The 17,863-nt window shown below is 41.4% G+C and carries 19 protein-coding genes; 16 read left to right on the top strand and 3 right to left on the bottom strand.

Annotation, left to right across the window (positions count from 1 at the left end):
• Positions 1-45 precede the first annotated feature (45 nt).
• From ricF to coaD, 4 genes are all read left to right on the top strand, one after another.
• Positions 46-495 (top strand): regulatory iron-sulfur-containing complex subunit RicF, encoded by a 450-nt coding sequence (gene ricF, locus EBQ12_RS02050; protein WP_017359375.1) that lies wholly within the window; start codon positions 46-48, stop codon positions 493-495.
• A gap of 65 nt (positions 496-560) precedes the next feature.
• Positions 561-833: a YlbG family protein gene (locus EBQ12_RS02045; protein ID WP_008345023.1), complete on the top strand. Its 273-nt coding sequence runs from the start codon at positions 561-563 to the stop codon at positions 831-833.
• A 312-nt stretch (positions 834-1,145) separates the two neighbouring features.
• Entirely contained in the window at positions 1,146-1,703 is a 558-nt protein-coding gene (rsmD, locus tag EBQ12_RS02040) for a 16S rRNA (guanine(966)-N(2))-methyltransferase RsmD (RefSeq protein ID WP_058337380.1), read from the top strand.
• A gap of 3 nt (positions 1,704-1,706) precedes the next feature.
• A complete protein-coding gene (gene coaD, locus EBQ12_RS02035; protein ID WP_007499803.1) occupies positions 1,707-2,189 on the top strand; it encodes a pantetheine-phosphate adenylyltransferase in 483 nt (160 codons plus the stop codon).
• A 13-nt stretch (positions 2,190-2,202) separates the two neighbouring features.
• Here coaD and ylbJ read toward each other — a convergent pair whose 3' ends face one another.
• The gene (gene ylbJ, locus EBQ12_RS02030) at positions 2,203-3,411 is read right to left on the bottom strand and encodes a sporulation integral membrane protein YlbJ (RefSeq protein ID WP_125588920.1); all 1,209 of its coding nucleotides are present in this window, start codon (positions 3,409-3,411) and stop codon (positions 2,203-2,205) included.
• Between the two features lie 156 nt (positions 3,412-3,567).
• On the opposite strand from ylbJ, the gene EBQ12_RS02025 reads away from it, so the two are divergent.
• Together EBQ12_RS02025 and EBQ12_RS02020 are read left to right on the top strand one after the other, a co-directional pair.
• On the top strand, positions 3,568-4,347 hold the full coding sequence (locus EBQ12_RS02025) for a patatin-like phospholipase family protein (protein WP_017367186.1): 780 nt from the start codon (positions 3,568-3,570) through the stop codon (positions 4,345-4,347).
• A 4-nt stretch (positions 4,348-4,351) separates the two neighbouring features.
• Positions 4,352-5,380 (top strand): SepM family pheromone-processing serine protease, encoded by a 1,029-nt coding sequence (locus tag EBQ12_RS02020; RefSeq protein WP_017359372.1) that lies wholly within the window; start codon positions 4,352-4,354, stop codon positions 5,378-5,380.
• A gap of 33 nt (positions 5,381-5,413) precedes the next feature.
• On the opposite strand, the gene EBQ12_RS02015 is transcribed toward EBQ12_RS02020, so the two are convergent.
• On the bottom strand, positions 5,414-6,661 hold the full coding sequence (locus EBQ12_RS02015) for a nucleotidyltransferase (RefSeq protein ID WP_346772047.1): 1,248 nt from the start codon (positions 6,659-6,661) through the stop codon (positions 5,414-5,416).
• A gap of 206 nt (positions 6,662-6,867) precedes the next feature.
• Here EBQ12_RS02015 and EBQ12_RS02010 point away from each other — a divergent pair, with 206 nt between their 5' ends.
• The 3 genes from EBQ12_RS02010 to gerR all read left to right on the top strand — a co-directional run bounded on the left by EBQ12_RS02010 (position 6,868) and on the right by gerR (position 8,259).
• Positions 6,868-7,386 (top strand): YceD family protein, encoded by a 519-nt coding sequence (locus EBQ12_RS02010; RefSeq protein ID WP_008345010.1) that lies wholly within the window; start codon positions 6,868-6,870, stop codon positions 7,384-7,386.
• Between the two features lie 21 nt (positions 7,387-7,407).
• Positions 7,408-7,581 carry a 50S ribosomal protein L32 gene (gene rpmF, locus EBQ12_RS02005; RefSeq protein ID WP_008354700.1) on the top strand — a complete coding sequence of 58 codons (174 nt, stop codon included), beginning with the start codon at positions 7,408-7,410 and terminating at the stop codon, positions 7,579-7,581.
• A 138-nt stretch (positions 7,582-7,719) separates the two neighbouring features.
• Positions 7,720-8,259, top strand: a complete 540-nt coding sequence (gene gerR / locus EBQ12_RS02000) for a sporulation-specific transcriptional regulator GerR (protein WP_017359370.1) — start codon at positions 7,720-7,722, stop codon at positions 8,257-8,259.
• A gap of 53 nt (positions 8,260-8,312) precedes the next feature.
• Here the strand turns inward: gerR and EBQ12_RS01995 are convergent, their stop codons facing one another.
• Positions 8,313-8,792, bottom strand: a complete 480-nt coding sequence (locus EBQ12_RS01995) for an N-acetyltransferase (RefSeq protein WP_007499784.1) — start codon at positions 8,790-8,792, stop codon at positions 8,313-8,315.
• A 211-nt stretch (positions 8,793-9,003) separates the two neighbouring features.
• On the opposite strand from EBQ12_RS01995, the gene EBQ12_RS01990 reads away from it, so the two are divergent.
• From EBQ12_RS01990 to EBQ12_RS01955, 7 genes are all read left to right on the top strand, one after another.
• On the top strand, positions 9,004-9,897 hold the full coding sequence (locus EBQ12_RS01990; protein ID WP_125588916.1) for a 2-dehydropantoate 2-reductase: 894 nt from the start codon (positions 9,004-9,006) through the stop codon (positions 9,895-9,897).
• Between the two features lie 65 nt (positions 9,898-9,962).
• On the top strand, positions 9,963-11,582 hold the full coding sequence (gene bshC, locus EBQ12_RS01985; protein WP_125588914.1) for a bacillithiol biosynthesis cysteine-adding enzyme BshC: 1,620 nt from the start codon (positions 9,963-9,965) through the stop codon (positions 11,580-11,582).
• A 127-nt stretch (positions 11,583-11,709) separates the two neighbouring features.
• Positions 11,710-12,141: a division/cell wall cluster transcriptional repressor MraZ gene (mraZ, locus tag EBQ12_RS01980; RefSeq protein ID WP_003211163.1), complete on the top strand. Its 432-nt coding sequence runs from the start codon at positions 11,710-11,712 to the stop codon at positions 12,139-12,141.
• A 66-nt stretch (positions 12,142-12,207) separates the two neighbouring features.
• The gene (gene rsmH / locus EBQ12_RS01975; protein ID WP_125588912.1) at positions 12,208-13,140 is read left to right on the top strand and encodes a 16S rRNA (cytosine(1402)-N(4))-methyltransferase RsmH; all 933 of its coding nucleotides are present in this window, start codon (positions 12,208-12,210) and stop codon (positions 13,138-13,140) included.
• A gap of 36 nt (positions 13,141-13,176) precedes the next feature.
• The gene (ftsL, locus tag EBQ12_RS01970; protein WP_025207292.1) at positions 13,177-13,524 is read left to right on the top strand and encodes a cell division protein FtsL; all 348 of its coding nucleotides are present in this window, start codon (positions 13,177-13,179) and stop codon (positions 13,522-13,524) included.
• Between the two features lie 7 nt (positions 13,525-13,531).
• The gene (locus tag EBQ12_RS01965) at positions 13,532-15,682 is read left to right on the top strand and encodes a penicillin-binding protein (RefSeq protein ID WP_045034300.1); all 2,151 of its coding nucleotides are present in this window, start codon (positions 13,532-13,534) and stop codon (positions 15,680-15,682) included.
• A 125-nt stretch (positions 15,683-15,807) separates the two neighbouring features.
• The gene (locus EBQ12_RS01955) at positions 15,808-17,727 is read left to right on the top strand and encodes a stage V sporulation protein D (protein ID WP_017359366.1); all 1,920 of its coding nucleotides are present in this window, start codon (positions 15,808-15,810) and stop codon (positions 17,725-17,727) included.
• Positions 17,728-17,863: the final 136 nt, after the last annotated feature.

Here is a 17,863-nt window from a genome sequence, read left to right as displayed (position 1 = left end):
ATCCATAGGTTTCGTGGTAAACTATGAATTGGAGGTGCAACATTTATGTATGCGACAATCGAATTCGTGGAGCTCCAAGAGGAAGCAAATCAATTGGCTGCCATGATTCTTCAGTCGGAGGAGGCTGAACATTACCGCAACTGCTTTAAGCGTCTCCAGCAAGACGAAGAAGCCCAACAAATTATTGCCCATTTTACAAAAGTAAAAGAGCAATATGAAGATGTGCAGCGGTTCGGCAAATACCATCCGGACTATAGAACGATCTCAAAAGAAATGCGTGAGGTCAAAAGAAAGCTAGATCTTCACGATACAGTGGTTGATTTCAAAAAAGCAGAAACAGCGATTCAATCCATCTTAGATGAGATTAGTATTGAAATCGGTCAAGCTGTATCAGCATATATTAAAGTTCCAACAGGGAACCCATATTTTGATGGTCTATCATCATGCGGCGGTGGCTGTGGATCAGGAGGCAGCTGTGGCTGTAAAGTATCTTGACGAGACTTGAACGTCTCGTCTTTTACATAATGAACGGAAAGAATTGAAAAGCGGCAGGTGAAAAGATGGATACCAAACGTCAAGGGATGGTCGTTTGGCTGCATTCGTTAAAGCAGTCAAAAGCGCTAAGGAAATTTGGGAATGTTCACTATATTTCAAGGAAAATGAAATATGCAGTGATTTATTGTGATATGAATGATCTTGAGCGCCACATGGCAAAGCTCAGTTCATTGCCATTTGTAAAACGTGTTGAGCCTTCCTATAAACCTTTTATTAAATTAGAGTACGAATCGAAATTGGACAAAGCAAAAGAGTATGATTATAAGGTGGGCTTTTAAAGACACAAAAAAATCCCCGCGGCATCACCCGCGGGGTCCTTCTATTCTTAATGATTCATTAAGGAGAAGGCAAAGGGAGAGGAGAAACCGGAGGAAGAACTTATGGGGAAACGTAAGTCTTCTCCGCGGTTGGCAACAGCACCACATCAGATGCTGTTAACAGTAGTATGACCCTCTCTTTTGTGATCTATACATAGAAAATGAATGGAATTCAGTGCATTGTCCCATGTGGAGTGGATATGGTAAGATAATGTTGAATTTTTTGTCATCAAACAATATTCAATAGATGCAAGCAGAAAAAGTGGTGGAAAAATGAGAGTGATTTCTGGAACAAAAAAAGGCCGCACGCTGAAAGCCGTACCCGGCCAATCAACAAGACCAACAACAGATAAAGTAAAAGAATCCATTTTTAATATGATTGGACCGTATTTTGATGGGGGATGGGCCCTTGATTTATTTGCTGGAAGTGGTGGTTTAGGAATTGAAGCGCTTTCTAGAGGATTCGATCATTGTATATTTGTGGATCGAGATATGAAGGCGATTCAGACGATTAAAGGCAACTTGAATCAATTGTCGCTGATGGATCAAAGTGAAGTGTTTCGAAATGATGCAAACCGTGCACTCGCCGCTGTAGTGAAGCGAGAAGAATCTTTTCAAGCCATCTTCCTTGATCCGCCGTATAAAGATCAAAAGTTGAAAACACTTCTTGATACGATTGATGAGCATTCCTTATTAGCAGATGATGGCGTCATTGTGTGTGAGCATGATAAAGATGTGACACTGCCAGAGGAAGCAGGACAGCTGCATATCTCAAGGCAGGAAATGTACGGAATGACTGGCATTACGATCTATAGAAAGCGGGGAAATTAAAGCATGGGGAATATAGCCGTTTGTCCGGGTAGCTTCGATCCAGTCACATTGGGCCATTTGGATATTATCAAAAGAGGGGCAAAGATTTTTGATGAAGTATATGTGTGCGTCCTCAATAACTCGTCAAAAAAGCCGTTGTTTACTGTTGAAGAGCGGTGTGAACTCATTCGTCAAGCAACAAAGGAGCTGCCGAATATCAAAGTGGAATCCTTTCATGGACTGCTCGTTGATTATGCGAAACAAAAAGAGGCGAAAGTCATTTTGCGCGGACTTAGAGCGGTGACGGACTTTGAATACGAGATGCAAGGGACATCAATGAACAAAGTGTTGAATGATGACATTGAAACGTTCTTTATGATGACAAATAATCAATACTCCTTCTTAAGTTCAAGCATTGTTAAAGAAGTAGCGAAATATCATGGATCAGTCAAAGAGCTTGTACCGCAAGAGGTCGAAGCTGCGCTGAAAGAAAAATTTAATGGATGAGTGCATTGTGCACTCATCCATTTTTTAATTTCTGATAATAGAGCGCAATATACACGATCAGACTGAACAAGGTGATGAGAGGACCAGCAGATACAAGCTGATTCCATAACAAGCTGCTAAACATCACGACTTGCTCGCTTGTTTCAAATGCCCCTGCTGGAAGCGCCATTTCTGCTTTAGAGACATAAAGGGGTTTGAATAACAGAAAGGCAAAGACGGCTGCGTAAATACCGTGAAGCAAACGGGCGAAGAAAAACGGTTTAAAGCGTATATCGGTTGCTGCCAAAATGCCGGCTACCTGAGCTTGAACGGAGAATCCGCTAAATCCTAAAATAAAGCTGACCACAATTGTTTTAGCGAGCAGGGAAACCTCTTGTGATCCTGTGAGCTGACTTCCTAATGTGATTTCAAATAGACCCGCAATCATGGCTAGATCTAATTCTGGCGGAAGGTGCATCGTTTTCAGTATAGAGCCGATCCCGATAGAGAGAAGATCTGTTACATGAACGACAGCGAGCATTTGACTAAAGACAGAAAATAAAATGATAAAGCCGCCAATCATAAAGAGCGTTTGAACAGATGACATGACAGCGTCACTTAATATTTGGCCAAGTGGTCTTTTTTCTGCGAGTCTTGCCGTATGAAGAGCGCTGAATGCTTCTCGAATTGGAGGCAATAAAAATCCTTTTCGGCTTCTGAGGTGCGCATCATGACGTGCTTTATATCCGCGCATCGTCACCCCAACCGCGAGATTTCCTAAATAATGTGCACAGGCTAACACAATGCCTAAAGCTGGGTGATGAAAAAATCCTACAGCCACTGCTCCAAAAATGAACAAAGGGTTTGAAGAATTGGTAAATGACACAAGGCGTTCTGCTTCAATTCTTGTCAGCTGTCCTTCCTGCCGAAGTCTTGTCGTCAATTTAGCGCCAGAAGGAAAACCAGAGGCCATTCCCATCGCTAATACAAATCCGCCGACACCAGGCACCCGAAAGATAGGCCGCATAAATGGCTCTAATAATACGCCGACAAATCTAACAATCCCGAAACTGATTAATAGCTCGGACAAAATAAAAAAAGGTAGCAGCGATGGAAAAACCACTTCCCACCACATTGCAAGTCCATTTTTCGATGCTTGCAAAGAGGCTTGTGGATGTGTAATCACAGTGGCTGTTAAAAAGATAAAAAAAGCAGCGATGAACAGAGTGTTCCATTTTTTCATGGAGATGTCGCCCCTTGCCGTTATAATCTATTGGCGAGCTCGTGATTAAAGAAAAAGAGATGCTAGCCGAGCCTGTCTTCTATTACTATACGATGAGAAGGGGCATGTTTAGACCTATAGATTCGTATATATGCATAGAAAGAGGAGGGTGGATTCATGAAACGACCGATTATCGGGCTTGCGCTGGGCTCCGGGGGTGCCAGAGGGATGGCGCATATCGGGGTTTTATCTAGTCTTGAGAAACAAGGAATTCAGGTGGATATGATCGCAGGAAGCAGTATTGGTGCTCTTGTGGGGAGCTTTTATGCGGCAGGACAAGACGTAGAAAAAATGAAAAAACTTGCACTTGTCTTCAGAAGAAAGTATTATGCTGACTATACACTGCCAAAAATCGGTCTGTTAAAAGGAAATCGAATTTTGCAGCTGATTCACACGTTTACATATGGGAAGAATATAGAAGAAATGCGCGTGCCTCTTGCGATTGTTGCCTGTGACCTTCAGACAGGGGAGAAGGTTGTGTTCAAAGAAGGGTCTGTCTCACAAGCAGTCAGGGCAAGCATTAGCATTCCGGGTGTGTTTGTTCCGCATGAAATAGGCGGCAGGCAATTGGTGGATGGAGCGGTAGTGGACCGCATTCCTGTCTCTGTTCTCAAAGAAATGGGAGCAGATCTCATTATCGCCTCTGATGTATCAAGGGTGAAAAAAACAGAAAAGGCAACGAGATTATCGGATGTCATTATGCAAAGTTTGGACATCCTTCAAAATGAATTGGTTCGTCACCAAACCATTCATGCAGATCTCATGATTCGGCCGAAGCTCGAGACCTTTAGCTCTAGTGCGTTTACACAGGTTCAAGAAATGATTGAAGCAGGTGAACTCGCCGCCGACCAACTAAAAGGAAAACTGAAAGATGTCATTGATAAATGGGAGTGTTAATCGAATGAAAAAATTAAATATTCGCTGGCTCAGCTTTTTTGCTGTTGTTCTAGTCTTATTTGGCTTAACTTTTGTGAAACTGCCCTATTACGTCACAAAGCCAGGTGATGCCACAGAAATTGCGCCACACATTCAAGTAGACGGAGGATATGGCGAGAAGGGCAGCTTTTCTCTTATGACCATTAAAGTAGGTCCAGCCAATCCATATACGTATTTGCTTGCAAAAATGAACAAGTATGACGAAATCGTTCCAGAAGAAAATATTAAAGCGGACGGAGAGTCTGATGAGGATTATATGAAACGGCAGCTGCAGCTCATGAAAAGTTCTCAAGAAAATGCGATGATTGCCGCTTATACAAAAGCGGGAAAAAAAGTAGATTATACGTTTAATGGGGTATATGCGAGCTATGTGATGAAAGGAATGCCTGCATATGGGAAGATTGAAGTTGGTGATAAGATCAAAAGTGTCGACGGCCATACATACGAGTCAGCAGATAAAATGGTTTCGTATATCAGCAGTAAAAAAGCAGGCACGACTGTCCGTTTTGTACTTGAACGTAATGGCAAAGAAATCACGCAGAACGTGACGTTAAAACCATTTAAAGAAGAGCCAAAGCGAGTGGGAATTGGCGTATCACTATTTACAGACCGTCATGTGAAAGTGTCTCCTTCTGTGAAAGTGGATATTGAAAACATCGGCGGTCCATCGGCTGGTTTAATGATGTCACTTGAAATTTACAATCAGCTGACAAAAGAAGATGAAACACATGGCTATGCGATCGCAGGAACTGGAACGATTGATGCAGATGGTACAGTCGGACCGATTGGCGGAATTGATCAAAAGGTTGTTGCAGCAGACAAAGCAGGGAAAGACATCTTCTTTGCACCGAATGATAAAGGTGACCCAAACTCTGACTACAAAAATGCAGTCAAAACAGCAAAAGATATTAAAAGTGATATGAAAATCGTTCCTGTGGATACCATGCAGGACGCACTAAACTATTTAAACAAATTAAAAGAGAAAGCATCATAAAAAAGAGCAGCCTGCAAATCAGGCTGCTTTTTTCTATCGAGATGAAAAGAGTCCGCTCTCTTCATCATATCGAATCGGTGATGTTTTAAACTCTGCTTTTGTTAACTCTGTTTGCATGGGTTCACAGATGGGAAGGCTGAACACCCTTGAAGCGCGAATATCAAGATCAAGGGCGGGATGTGAAAAGGAAGACAGTTTACTCACAAGTGGTACATCCAACTCTTTTTTTACAAGAGACAAGTACTGTTGTCCTTTCCTTGTCATTCCAAGTAAACGAATATAGGGCGCTTTTTTCTCTTCAAGCAGCGCGTGCATCGTCTTTTTCTTCACGTTCATTAATAGATGCGTATTCATCCGCTGTAACCTTGTCCACGTATATCGTTTTGTTTTGACAAGTGATAGATACTCTTCGTAGGAAGACGCATGTGTCATGGCTTTTTGCATGCGGTGTTCAATGCCTTCTTCAATTTCATAGATGCCCTCTAGTTCACTCGTATCCATTGTATGAAAAACATGTTTCAGAAAGCGAAAATAGGCTTCTTGCGTATGTAAAAGACCATATGAAGAATGATAGTCGTGTAATTGCTTTAAAGTAGCGTCCGGGAGATAGGGCGTGACTGCTTGAAATGAGCTCTGTTCTTTTAATGCTTTTCGGATACTTGTGGCGCTTGCGATTTTTTGGTTGTCAGGCAGTTCTTCATCATGATAATCAGATGCAATTCTTTGAGACGTAAAAGGCTGCATGTGAGGAGCTCTCTCTAAGATGGCTTTAACATAATGAAAGCCTAAAATGTTATTTGGTTTGGACAAATCCAGTAAGTGTTCAGAATGAATGGCCTCTTGAAACGCACCTGCTGCGGCGGCGGGATAACTAAGACCTTCTTTCACCTTTTCTTTTGTTAAAAGATCAATCTCTGCCTTTTTTTCATACCAAGCGTGTGCTGTGCGCTCAAATGCGTTGATCTCTCCATCCTCACTACCGAAAAAAAGAGAATGGCATTTTAATGCATCAAGGATGGACACAGCGCCATTGGCGAAGGTTTCTGCCTTTTGTACGGCATATATGTATGGAAGCTCACACACAATGTCTACCCCGTTTTGCAGTGCCATTTTTGTACGTGCCCATTTTGAGACGATGGCAGGCTCCCCGCGCTGGAGGAAAGAACCGCTCATGACGGCAATGGCAACATCTGAGGAGGTTTGTTTTTTCGCCTGATTCACATGATAGGCATGCCCATAATGAAATGGATTGTACTCGACAACGACTCCCACTGCTTTCAATAGATGTTCCGCCTTTCTTGCTATGGTTAAATGGTCTGTGCTACAGTAGCATAAGGGAAAAATGAAGACCATTTTTTTCAGTTTAGGCATTCCGAGAACTGATGTCAAACAGCCCTTTGACGTCATGAAGGACTGTAAAGAAAAAATATTGACAAATAGCATGATGAAAGCTATAATCATGTTTGTTGCTCTTAGAGGTGATACAATTGAAATGGACAGTTTATCAGTTACATCAAAAAGCTAAAAACAGCTTCGATTTTCATGAGACGGTTGACTTAAATGAACTTACTAGCCTTCATTCAGATATACGTCGTATTTCACCAGTAGAGGTGAAAGGGACTGGAGTGATCGAATCAAAGCAAGTCGCATTTGATTTAACCATCACAGGTGAAATGACATTGCCTTGTTCAAGAACGCTTGTTGATGTAAATTATCCATTTGCGATTTCAACAAAAGAACTATTTGTACTTCATAAGACAGACGATATAGAAGATGAAGACGTATCTGTTGTAGAAGACGATATCATCGACTTAACGCCTATAGTCAAGGAAGAAATTCTTCTTGAAGTGCCTATGCAAATCTTTTGCGACCAAGCTGACGTAAAAGGTGCTGCACCACAGGAAGGGAATGACTGGGCGGTCATTTCGGAAGATGCACATCAAAACCGAATTGATCCTCGTCTGGAAGGCTTGAAGAAGCTCTTAGAAGAAAATAATGAATCTTAACTCTTTAAGGAGGTGGGAATAATGGCTGTACCTTTTAGAAGAACTTCTAAAATGAAAAAAAGATTGCGTCGTACGCATTTCAAACTACAAGTACCTGGTATGGTAGCTTGCCCAGAATGCGGTGAAATGAAAATTTCTCATCGTGTCTGCAAATCTTGCGGAACATACAAAGGCAAAGACGTAAAAAGCAACTAATGCTTGATAAAAAAACGTGAGGGAATCTTCCCTTGCGTTTTTTTATTGATCTATTTTTTAGGTTTCTCTCCTGCAAATAGTCTATCTACTCTAGTAAGCGCATATGATGTGGTATTCAGATTCAGGGGGGATGATGAGTTGACGATTACACGGCAGGACGCATGGACACAAGATGAAGATTTACTTTTAGCAGAAGTTGTCTTAAGGCATATCCGAGATGGGGGTACCCAGCTTTCAGCATTTGAAGAGGTTGGAAAAGCATTGTCAAGAACAGCAGCAGCATGTGGATTCAGGTGGAATTCTTACGTCAGAAAGCAGTACCAGGCGGGCATTGAGCTTGCCAAAAAACAGCGAAAAGAACTGCGTAAAAAAATTGGTATCCATTCTTCGGGTTTACCGCAGCATGCGTTCACCATAGAAGAGAAGGCATCTTCTGATCAGACTGAACTGACGCTTCGAGAAGTAATTCGGTTTCTAGAGCAGCTTGAGAAAGAACCATCTGGTCCAGCTTATTTACGGGAGGAGCTTAAAGATGCACAGCATCAATTAAAATCACTCACCGAAGAAAATGAACAGCTGAAACGTCAATTAAAAATGACAGAAGAAGATTACCGGGCACTTATTGGTATTGTTGAAAGAGTCAAACAGAATATCAGCTTAAAAGATTACGCAAAATAAGAAAACGCCCCTCACAGATGGACAGAGGGGCGTTTTCTTAATGATTAAAATGATTAAGCGGACTCACCTGTGTTCTTTTGAATATGTGCAGGCTCCCAAATGAGTGGGTTTTCTCCTTTATCGCGTTCCATATCATATTTCACCGCTTCAAAGCCCATTTTATCCCAAAAACCGGCAGATTTGACGCGTGGATTCGTTCGAATTGGAAGGCCAAAAGATTTTGCGAAATCAACAAGTGCTTCGCCGTAACCTTTACGCTGATATCCTGGCAGCACTTCTAGCTTCCACAGCTCTAGATAATCATGATTATGGTCAAAATACGTCGTCGTCGAGCCATCTACTTGATAGAGGCTCATACGTGCCACAAGCTTATCTCCAAAGTAAATCCCATAAAATGGAGAGTTGCTGTCATTTTCAATCATATTACTTTCTAGGTCTTCAAGCATGGAAAGTTCTTGTATGCCATATTCCTTAAATTGTTTAAATTCCTCTAATGTTTTGTAGTTAATCAGAAGACGTTTTACTTGTGTCATGTGATCTTCCCCCTTACACACATAATGTCGACAGTGATGTCATTGAAGGCGTTTTCATCCCATCCGCCTAAAAAAAGTTTTTACACTTATTATTATAGTTTTTTAATTAAAAAAATTCAATCATAGCGCGTTATCTGCTTTTTGCATCGTAGCACGAAACTGGTAAAATAGTTGATAACATGAAGTAAACAGAAAAAGGGAAGTGCGGCAATTGAAAATTGGAATCATTGGCGGTGGTGCGATTGGTCTGCTTTGTGCCAGTTATTTATCAGAGCATCATGACATCACCCTCTTTACAAGAAGAAAACAGCAGGCAGAAGAAATTCGAGCATTAGGCATTGACCGAATGGTAAGAGGGGAAACCATTCAATCAGCTGTTGGGGCCGATACGGGGGTCAAAGGAATATTTGATTTGCTGATTGTGACAGTGAAGTATCATCATCTGCAAGATGTTCTAGGGGAATTATCGGGACTGCCTCGTCAGCGGATCTTATTTTTGCAGAACGGAATGGCCCACTTATTCGATTTAAAGAACTGGAAAGCGGCACATCAGTTATATATTGGTGTAGTAGAGCATGGCGCAATAAAGGTGTCTGATCGCGCAGTAAATCATACAGGAATTGGTGTCATCAAGTGGGGAGCATTTCTGCATGAGGAAAAAGGACCTATGAGTAATGGATTGTCATCGGACGATTTTCAAATGATTTATACAGATGAATGGAAAAAGATACTGGAGGAAAAACTGCTCGTCAATGTGTGTATTAATCCGTTGACGGCTTTATTACATGTGAATAATGGGGAATTGGTATCGAACCCGTCATATGAACATATGATGACATGTGCATTTGAAGAAGCGGTTTCCATTCTAGGGTTGCTTGAGAAAGATCGTCTATGGGCTCATGTGAAATCAATTTGCCATCAAACGGCTGCCAATCAATCGTCGATGCTGCAAGATATCGTCAAAGGCCGCCAAACTGAAAGAAAAGCAATCATTGGCTACCTTTTAAAAAAAGCTCAAGGTCAAGGGATGACGCCGCCATTCCTCACTTTCTTGAATAGAAGCTTGGAAGTATTGGAAAAAAAGCAAACAAAATCTTTTGAGTGAGCTCATTTACATGCTATACTTTTTTCGGGAAACTAACTATTTATTGAAGAAAGGAAGTTCTAAACATGCAATTGACTGAACTTTCCATCCGAAGTCAGAATTTATTCATACGTGATTATATAGAAGAAAAAAAAGAGATGACTGCTTTTTTTGATTATGATATACATTCTGAGCACACATGGAAAAAGAGATACGACGATCTCATGGAAAGGAGCTTCCCGCGCGAGGCTTTAGCGGATTATATGAGCGCATATCATGCAAAATTTGATTCGGCTGCGATGCGTGAGAATATTGAGAAGATCCGTGATGAACGGAGCGTCATGGTGGTTGGAGGACAGCAGGCAGGCTTACTGGCAGGTCCGCTTTATACCATACATAAAATCATTTCCATTATTCAGTTTGCCAAAGAAAAAGAATCAGCGCTTGGCGTTCCTGTTATTCCGGTCTTTTGGGTAGCGGGTGAAGATCACGACGTAGACGAAATTAACTTTGTGTACACGTCTGGCGAAAAAGGCCCAGTCAAACAAAAGCTTCCATTACATCATGTGAAAAAAACAGCTGCGAAAAGAACACCTCTCCACCAAGAGAAAACAGAGAGATGGCTTCGTGATGTATTTTCAACCTATGAGGAATCTGCTTACACAAATGACTTGTTAGATCAGCTTCTTCGATGTTTACGCAAATCAGAAACGTTTACTGATTTCTTTGAGTGGATTGTTTGCGATCTATTTGAAGAAGATGGACTGCTGTTATTGAATTCAGGAGACTTCGGCGTGAAGCCACTTGAACGTACGTTATTCAAACAAATTGTGGAGTCAAGTGATGCGATCGTGGCTCGCTTAAATAACACGCAGGCTGCCATGAAACAAGCGGGGTATCAGCCGATTATTGAAGCTGGTGACCATCAAGCCAACTTGTTTTACGAATATGATGATGAGCGTTTCCTCATTGAAAAAGAGAATGGCCAATTTTCTATATCCGAAGTGGGGCTTACTTGGACAAAAGATGAGCTTTTGCAGGAAGTCGAGGAGCACCCAGAGCGGTTTAGCAATAATGTGGTGACCCGTCCATTGATGCAGGAAACCCTTCTTCCAACGCTTGCTTTTATGGCTGGACACGGTGAAGTGAACTATTGGGGTGAGCTGAAAGGCATCTTCGAGTACTTCGATGTCAAAATGGCACCCGTTCTTCCAAGACTGCACGTCACCATTCTTGAAAGGCACATTGATAAGAAGCTGCCGATAAGAGAATTGTCGGTTGAAGAAGTGCTGACAAAAGGCGTGAAAGAAAAGAAGGATGCGCACTTTCAGCAAAGTCTTCCAGACAGCTTTGTTCAATCGGTTCAACATGCCAAACGTGAATTAGCGAATGTTCATGAGGCATTGAGACAAGAAGCGCTAGAGATCGAACCAAGCTTTGAACAGCTATTAGATAAAAATGCCAAATTTATAGAAGACCAGCTTCAATTTGTTTATCAAAAGGTTGCAAAGCGTGTGGAAGAGAAGGAAGGATACATCCTTCGAGATTTTGAACGGATTGAAAATAGTTTAAAACCACTCGAAGCACCACAAGAAAGAATTTGGAATATCATGTACTTTTTAAACAAATATGGTCCAGAATTCTTCAAAACGTTCAAAAATCTGCCATTTTCATTTCAAAACAAGCAACAAATTGTCAAACTTTGAAATAAAGTTTTAATGAACCCTGACTAGTTCAGGGTTTTTTTTTATGTAGAAACAGTGTAAAATAAGTTTTGTGGAGAGAAGTGGTGGATAGTGGAGAGTATAGGTGAGAAAGTGGGGCTCTGATATCATGTTCATGGGTGAATACCAACATACGATTGATACAAAAGGGCGCATGATCATCCCTGCTAAATTTAGAGACGGTCTCGGAGAACAGTTTGTGCTGACGAGAGGGCTTGATCAATGTTTATTTGGCTACCCTATGAGTGAGTGGAAACTAATTGAAGAGAAACTCAAAGCACTGCCGCTAACGAAAAAAGATGCACGTGCGTTTACCCGGTTCTTCTTCTCCGGCGCAGTTGAATGTGATCTGGACAAGCAGGGGCGCATTAACATCGCATCCAACCTACTCCAATATGCAAAACTCGAAAAAGAATGTGTGGTCATCGGCGTTTCAAATCGAATTGAGTTGTGGAGTAAGTCGATCTGGGAACAATATACAGAAGAGCAAGAAGATTCTTTTGCTGAAATTGCTGAAAACATGATTGGATTTGATATATAATAATCCCTTGTGCAGCAAGCTTTCTACACATTCATTTCTATTTGAAAAAGGTGGGACCATATCATCATGTTTCAACATGAGACAGTATTATTAAAAGAAACAGTTGACGGTTTAAACGTCAAAGAAGACGGTACATATGTGGACTGCACGCTAGGCGGCGCAGGTCATAGCTCATATTTACTATCTCAATTATCAGAAAAAGGTACATTGATTGGGTTTGACCAAGACGATGCTGCACTGGATCATGCACGAGAGAAGCTCGCGGATTCTAAAGCGAACATTCTTTTCATAAAAAGCAACTTCCGATATTTAAAAGAACGTCTGAATGAACAAGGAATTACAAGCGTAGACGGTGTGATTTTTGACCTTGGGGTTTCATCACCTCAGCTTGACACACCAGAGAGAGGCTTTAGTTATCACCATGATGCACCTCTTGACATGCGAATGGATCAAACCGCTGCTTTGTCGGCAAAACAAGTGGTGAATGAATGGCCATTTGAAGATCTAGTTCGGATTTTCTACAAATATGGGGAAGAAAAGTTCAGCAAGCAAATCGCACGCAAAATTGAAGAAGCCAGAAAAAAAGCGCCAATTGAAACAACAGGAGAGCTTGTCGACATTATTAAAGAAGGAATTCCCGCACCTGCAAGACGAAAAGGCGGACATCCAGCGAAAAGAGTATTTCAAGCGATCCGAATTGCCGTAAATGATGAATTGAAAGTATTTGAAGAAGCACTAGAACAAGCAATAGAGTTACTCAATCCGAAGGGGAGAATTTCTGTCATTACATTCCATTCACTTGAAGATCGGATTTGTAAAAGTACATTTAAAGAAATGTCTTCTCTTCCAGAACTTCCGCACGGACTGCCAGTGATTCCAGAAGGACTTGAACCAAAACTGAAGCTGATCACGAGAAAACCAATCGTTGCATCAGAACAAGAGCTGGAATATAACAACCGTGCCCGTTCAGCGAAGCTCCGAATTGCAGAAAAAAAGTAAACGACACCATAGATGATGATAAAAAGGAGGTTTCTTATGAGTAATTTGGCTTACCAAAGAGAAGTAAAGCAACATCAAACCGAGCAACAAGGTCAATCGGTTGTGATTAGAAGAAGAGGTTCTATTACACTTGGTGAAAAAATCTTACTTGTCATGTTTGTCATGGCTCTCATGTGCAGCTCGATCCTCATCATTTCGAAAGCCTTTGCTGTTTATCACGCAAATATCGAAGTGCAGAAACTAGAACAGCAAGTGTCTTTAGAATCGAAAAAGATCACTGAACTGCAAAAGCAAAAAGATTTACTAAGTGAACCAGAGAGAATCATTGAAGCCGCTAAAAAAGCAGGCTTAAGCATGTCGAAAGATGTTAAGAAGGTCGATTAACATGGCGATGCCTAAAAAGAATAAAATGATGAACAGAGGCGCGGCAATTGCGAGTATTTGCTTCGCCCTGTTTTTCTTTATCATCCTTGCACGTTTTATTTATATTCAGATTACGGGAACCGTCGATGGACAAGTGTTAGCTGCAAAAGCCAATGAACAATATCAATCGAAAAAAACACTTGAAGCCAAAAGAGGCTCCATTTTAGACAGAAACGGAAATGTGATTGCGGAAGATACATCTGTGTATAAACTGATTGCGATCATGAGCAAGAAAATGACGGTCGATCCAAAGCATCCGATGCATGTCGTTGACAAAGAAAAGACAGCAAAAGAGCTGTCAAAAGTCATTGATATGAGTGAGAGTGAAATTTTAAAGCGTCTGAATACAAAAGATGCGTTCCAAGTCGAGTTTGGTAAAGCCGGAAAGGATATTAGTTTTTCAACTAAGGAAAAAATTGAAAAGCTAAAACTTCCTGGGATCGCCTTTGAAAAAGATACAAAGAGGTATTATCCAAACGGCATGTTTGCTTCGAACTTAATCGGTTATGCTAGATTAGATGAAGCCACCAAGGACATGTCAGGCGCAATGGGTCTAGAAAAGGCTCTGAATAAATATTTAAAAGAAAAAGATGGCTATGTAACGTATAACAGCGACAGAAGCGGATGGGCACTTCCGAATAGTAAAGAAGACATCGTTGCCCCGAAAGACGGGAAAAACGTCACACTGACCATCGACCAAAAAATTCAAGCATTTCTTGAAGAAAGTATGACGCAGGTCGCTAAAAAATATAAGCCGAAGAAAATCATTGCGACAGTCGTTGATCCGAAAACTGGAAGAGTTCTTGCAATGGGACAGCGGCCAAGCTTTAATTTAAATGAACTCGACATTACGAATTATAACAACGATGTCATTTCCTACGCATTTGAACCAGGTTCAACGATGAAAATTTTTACACTTGCTGCTGCTATCCAAGAAGGAGTGTACCAAGGCAGTGACAAGTATCAGTCTGGTACTTATAAAGTAGGCGGCGGTCTTGTAAGAGACCATAACAACGGAAATGGCTGGGGAAAAATTGATTTTCATGAAGGTGTTCTACGTTCTTCAAACGTAGCTTTTGCGAAATTGGCAAAAGAAAAATTAGGTTTCACACGCTACGAACAATACTTGCAAAAATTCCATTTCTATGACAAAACAGGCATAGACTTGCCAAACGAAGCGTCTAGTAAAATCAATTTCAGATACGAATATGACAAAGCATCGACTGCTTATGGTCAGGCGTCCGCGATTACCCCAATTCAGCAAATTGAAGCGGCGACAGCCATTGCAAACGGTGGAACGATGATGAAGCCATATGTAATCGATCATATTACAGACCCGAACACAAACAAAACAATTTTACAGCACGAACCAACAGTAGCAGGAAAACCAATTTCTTCTGATACAGCGAAGCAAGTCCGTGACATTTTAGGTGAGGTCGTTTCCTCAAAAATTGGCACAGGACAGCCATACCAAATCAAAGGTTTTGATGTCGCTGGGAAAACGGGTACAGGACAAATTGGCGGTGCTGGCGGCTACCTTCAAGGGAGAAACGATTACGTCTTTTCATTTATGGGAATGGCACCAAAAGATGATCCGAAGCTGCTCGTTTATGTGGCTGTCCAACAGCCTCAGCTATCTGAAACACAAACAGGCTCTGCCCCTGTTTCAGAAATCTTTAACCCTGTGATGAAAAATAGTTTGCTCTATTTAAATATCGCACCAACAAAAACAGACGATAAAAAATCTGGCAAACAGAAAATAAAACAAGAAACAATGCCTTCATTCCTAGATTTAGAAGTGAAACAGGCAGAAACAGAAGCAAAAAACAAAAAGTTATCACCTGTTGTCATTGGTGACGGTTTATCCATTAAACGCCAATGGCCGAGTGCGGGCTCTGAATTCTCTGAAAGCCAGAAAGTCTTTTTGAAAACAGCAGGGAAAACCATTAAAATGCCTGATATGACAGGCTGGTCCAGAAGGGAAGTTCTTCAATATGCGTCTATTTCAGGTGTGCATATTGAAACAAATGGACAGGGATATGCTGTCAAACAAAGCGTGAAAAGTGGAGCGGAGATTTCAGATAAAGTCGTCACAGTGACCTTCAAAAGTCCAAATTAACTTGAAAACCTAGCAAATCATTTGCTAGGTTTTTTTCTTTTGCTTGAGCGATGGACGAGATCGTTCTATAAAAAGACGAGCCTGCATATGATGAAAACAAGCCATATGTAAGGAGTGAACCGGGCGTGCGAGTGTCAAGTGTAACAGTGAGAAAACGATTGCTTTTCGTGCTGCTGTTTGGGGTGATCATTTTTTTCATCATAGATACTAGATTAGGATATGTGCAGTTTATTATGGGCGAGAAGCTGACAAGTTTAGCGAAAGATTCATGGAGCCGTAACCTTCCATTTGAACCAGAACGAGGAGATATTTTGGACCGAAATGGGGTGGAGCTTGCGACGAACAAAAGTGCTCCCTCTATTTTAGTCGTGCCGCGGCAGGTGAAAGACCCAGCAGAAACAAGCAAAAAATTAGCTGCAGTACTGAATATGTCTGAGGAGAAAGCGTACAAGCATGTCACCAAGAAAACGTCCATAGAACGAATTTCCCCAGAGGGGAGAAAAGTATCTCATGAAAAAGCAAAAGAAGTTAGAGAACTTGATTTAGATGGAGTCTATGTAGCAGAGGACAGCATCAGACATTACCCGTTTGGAAGTTTCTTATCTCATGTATTAGGTTTTGCTGGAATTGATAATCAAGGCTTACTTGGGCTAGAAGCGTACTATGATGATGACCTAAAAGGTGAAAAAGGCTCTGTGAAATTTTATTCTGATGCAAAAGGGCAGAAAATGCCAGATGAAGCAGATGATTATACACCGCCTAAAGATGGCCTTGATATGAAATTAACAGTTGATTCAAAAGTGCAAACCATCATCGAACGAGAACTAGACAATGCTCAGGCAAAATATAACCCAGATGGCATGATTGCCATTGCCATGAATCCGAAAAATGGTGAGGTGCTGGGAATGTCGAGCAGACCTGACTTTGATCCGGCTGACTATCAATCAGTTGATTCAAAAGTATTTAACCGAAACTTACCGGTGTGGAGCACATATGAGCCAGGATCGACGTTTAAAATCATTACACTGGCAGCTGCCTTGGAAGAAAATAAAGTGAATTTAAAACGTGATCATTTTTTTGACAGCGGATCTGTGACAGTGGATGGCGCAAGGCTCAGATGCTGGAAAAAGGGAGGACATGGATCACAGTCGTTTCTAGAAGTGGTACAAAACTCTTGTAACCCAGGTTTCGTCGAGCTAGGCGACCGTCTTGGAAAAGATAAACTATTTTCTTATATTAAAAATTTCGGCTTTGGTCAAAAGACAGGAATCGACCTTCAAGGAGAAGGTAGAGGAATTTTGTTCCCGCTTGATCGTGTTGGTCCTGTAGAACAGGCAACAACAGCCTTTGGTCAAGGTGTATCTGTTACGCCGATTCAACAAGTGGCTGCAGTGGCAGCCGCAGTAAATGGAGGAACGCTTTACACGCCGTATATTGCAAAAGAATGGATCGATCCAATTACAAAAGAGGTAGTTAAAAAGCAATCACCAATTGCCAAGAAGAAAGTCATTTCAGCGGAGACGTCTAAAGAAATCAGGTATGCCCTTGAAAGTGTAGTCGCTCAAGGAACTGGCCGGAATGCATTCGTTGAAGGATATCGGGTGGGCGGAAAAACAGGAACAGCACAGAAAGTAAAAGACGGAAAGTACATGGAAAATAACCACATTGTGTCATTTATCGGGTTTGCACCTGCGGATGATCCAAGCATTGTTGTATATGTAGCAGTAGATAACCCAAAAGGCACGATTCAATTTGGTGGGACAGTAGCCGCACCTATTGTGGGCCATATTATGCGAGACAGTCTGCCTGAAATGGGCGTGAAAAAAAGAAAAGGACAAATTGAAAAGAAGTACCAATGGCTGGACACAAAAACCATTGAGGTACCGAATCTTGTAGGAGGATCTGTTTCTGACCTTGAATCACTCCTGATTAATTTAAAGATTGATGCTTCAGGAACTGGCAGTAAAGTGGTGAAGCAATCGCCTGCTGCCGGCACAAAGGTCAAAGAAGGTTCCACGATCCGATTATACTTAAATGATGAATAATAAAGAATGAACAGAGGGTAGCCGCACTCATTCGGCTGCCTCTTTTTGTTGAAAGTGAAGGGTCGCTTTAAAAAAAGAGCATAAAGTGTGTTTTTTCCAAGAGAAACTTAAGGAATACGCTGGATGTATCCTTTTT

The sequence above is a fragment of the Bacillus sp. 2B09 genome (assembly GCF_003946835.1).
GTDB classification, from domain to species: Bacteria; Bacillota; Bacilli; order Bacillales; family Bacillaceae; genus Bacillus; species Bacillus altitudinis.
This window is presented reverse-complemented; position numbering and strand designations above follow the sequence as displayed.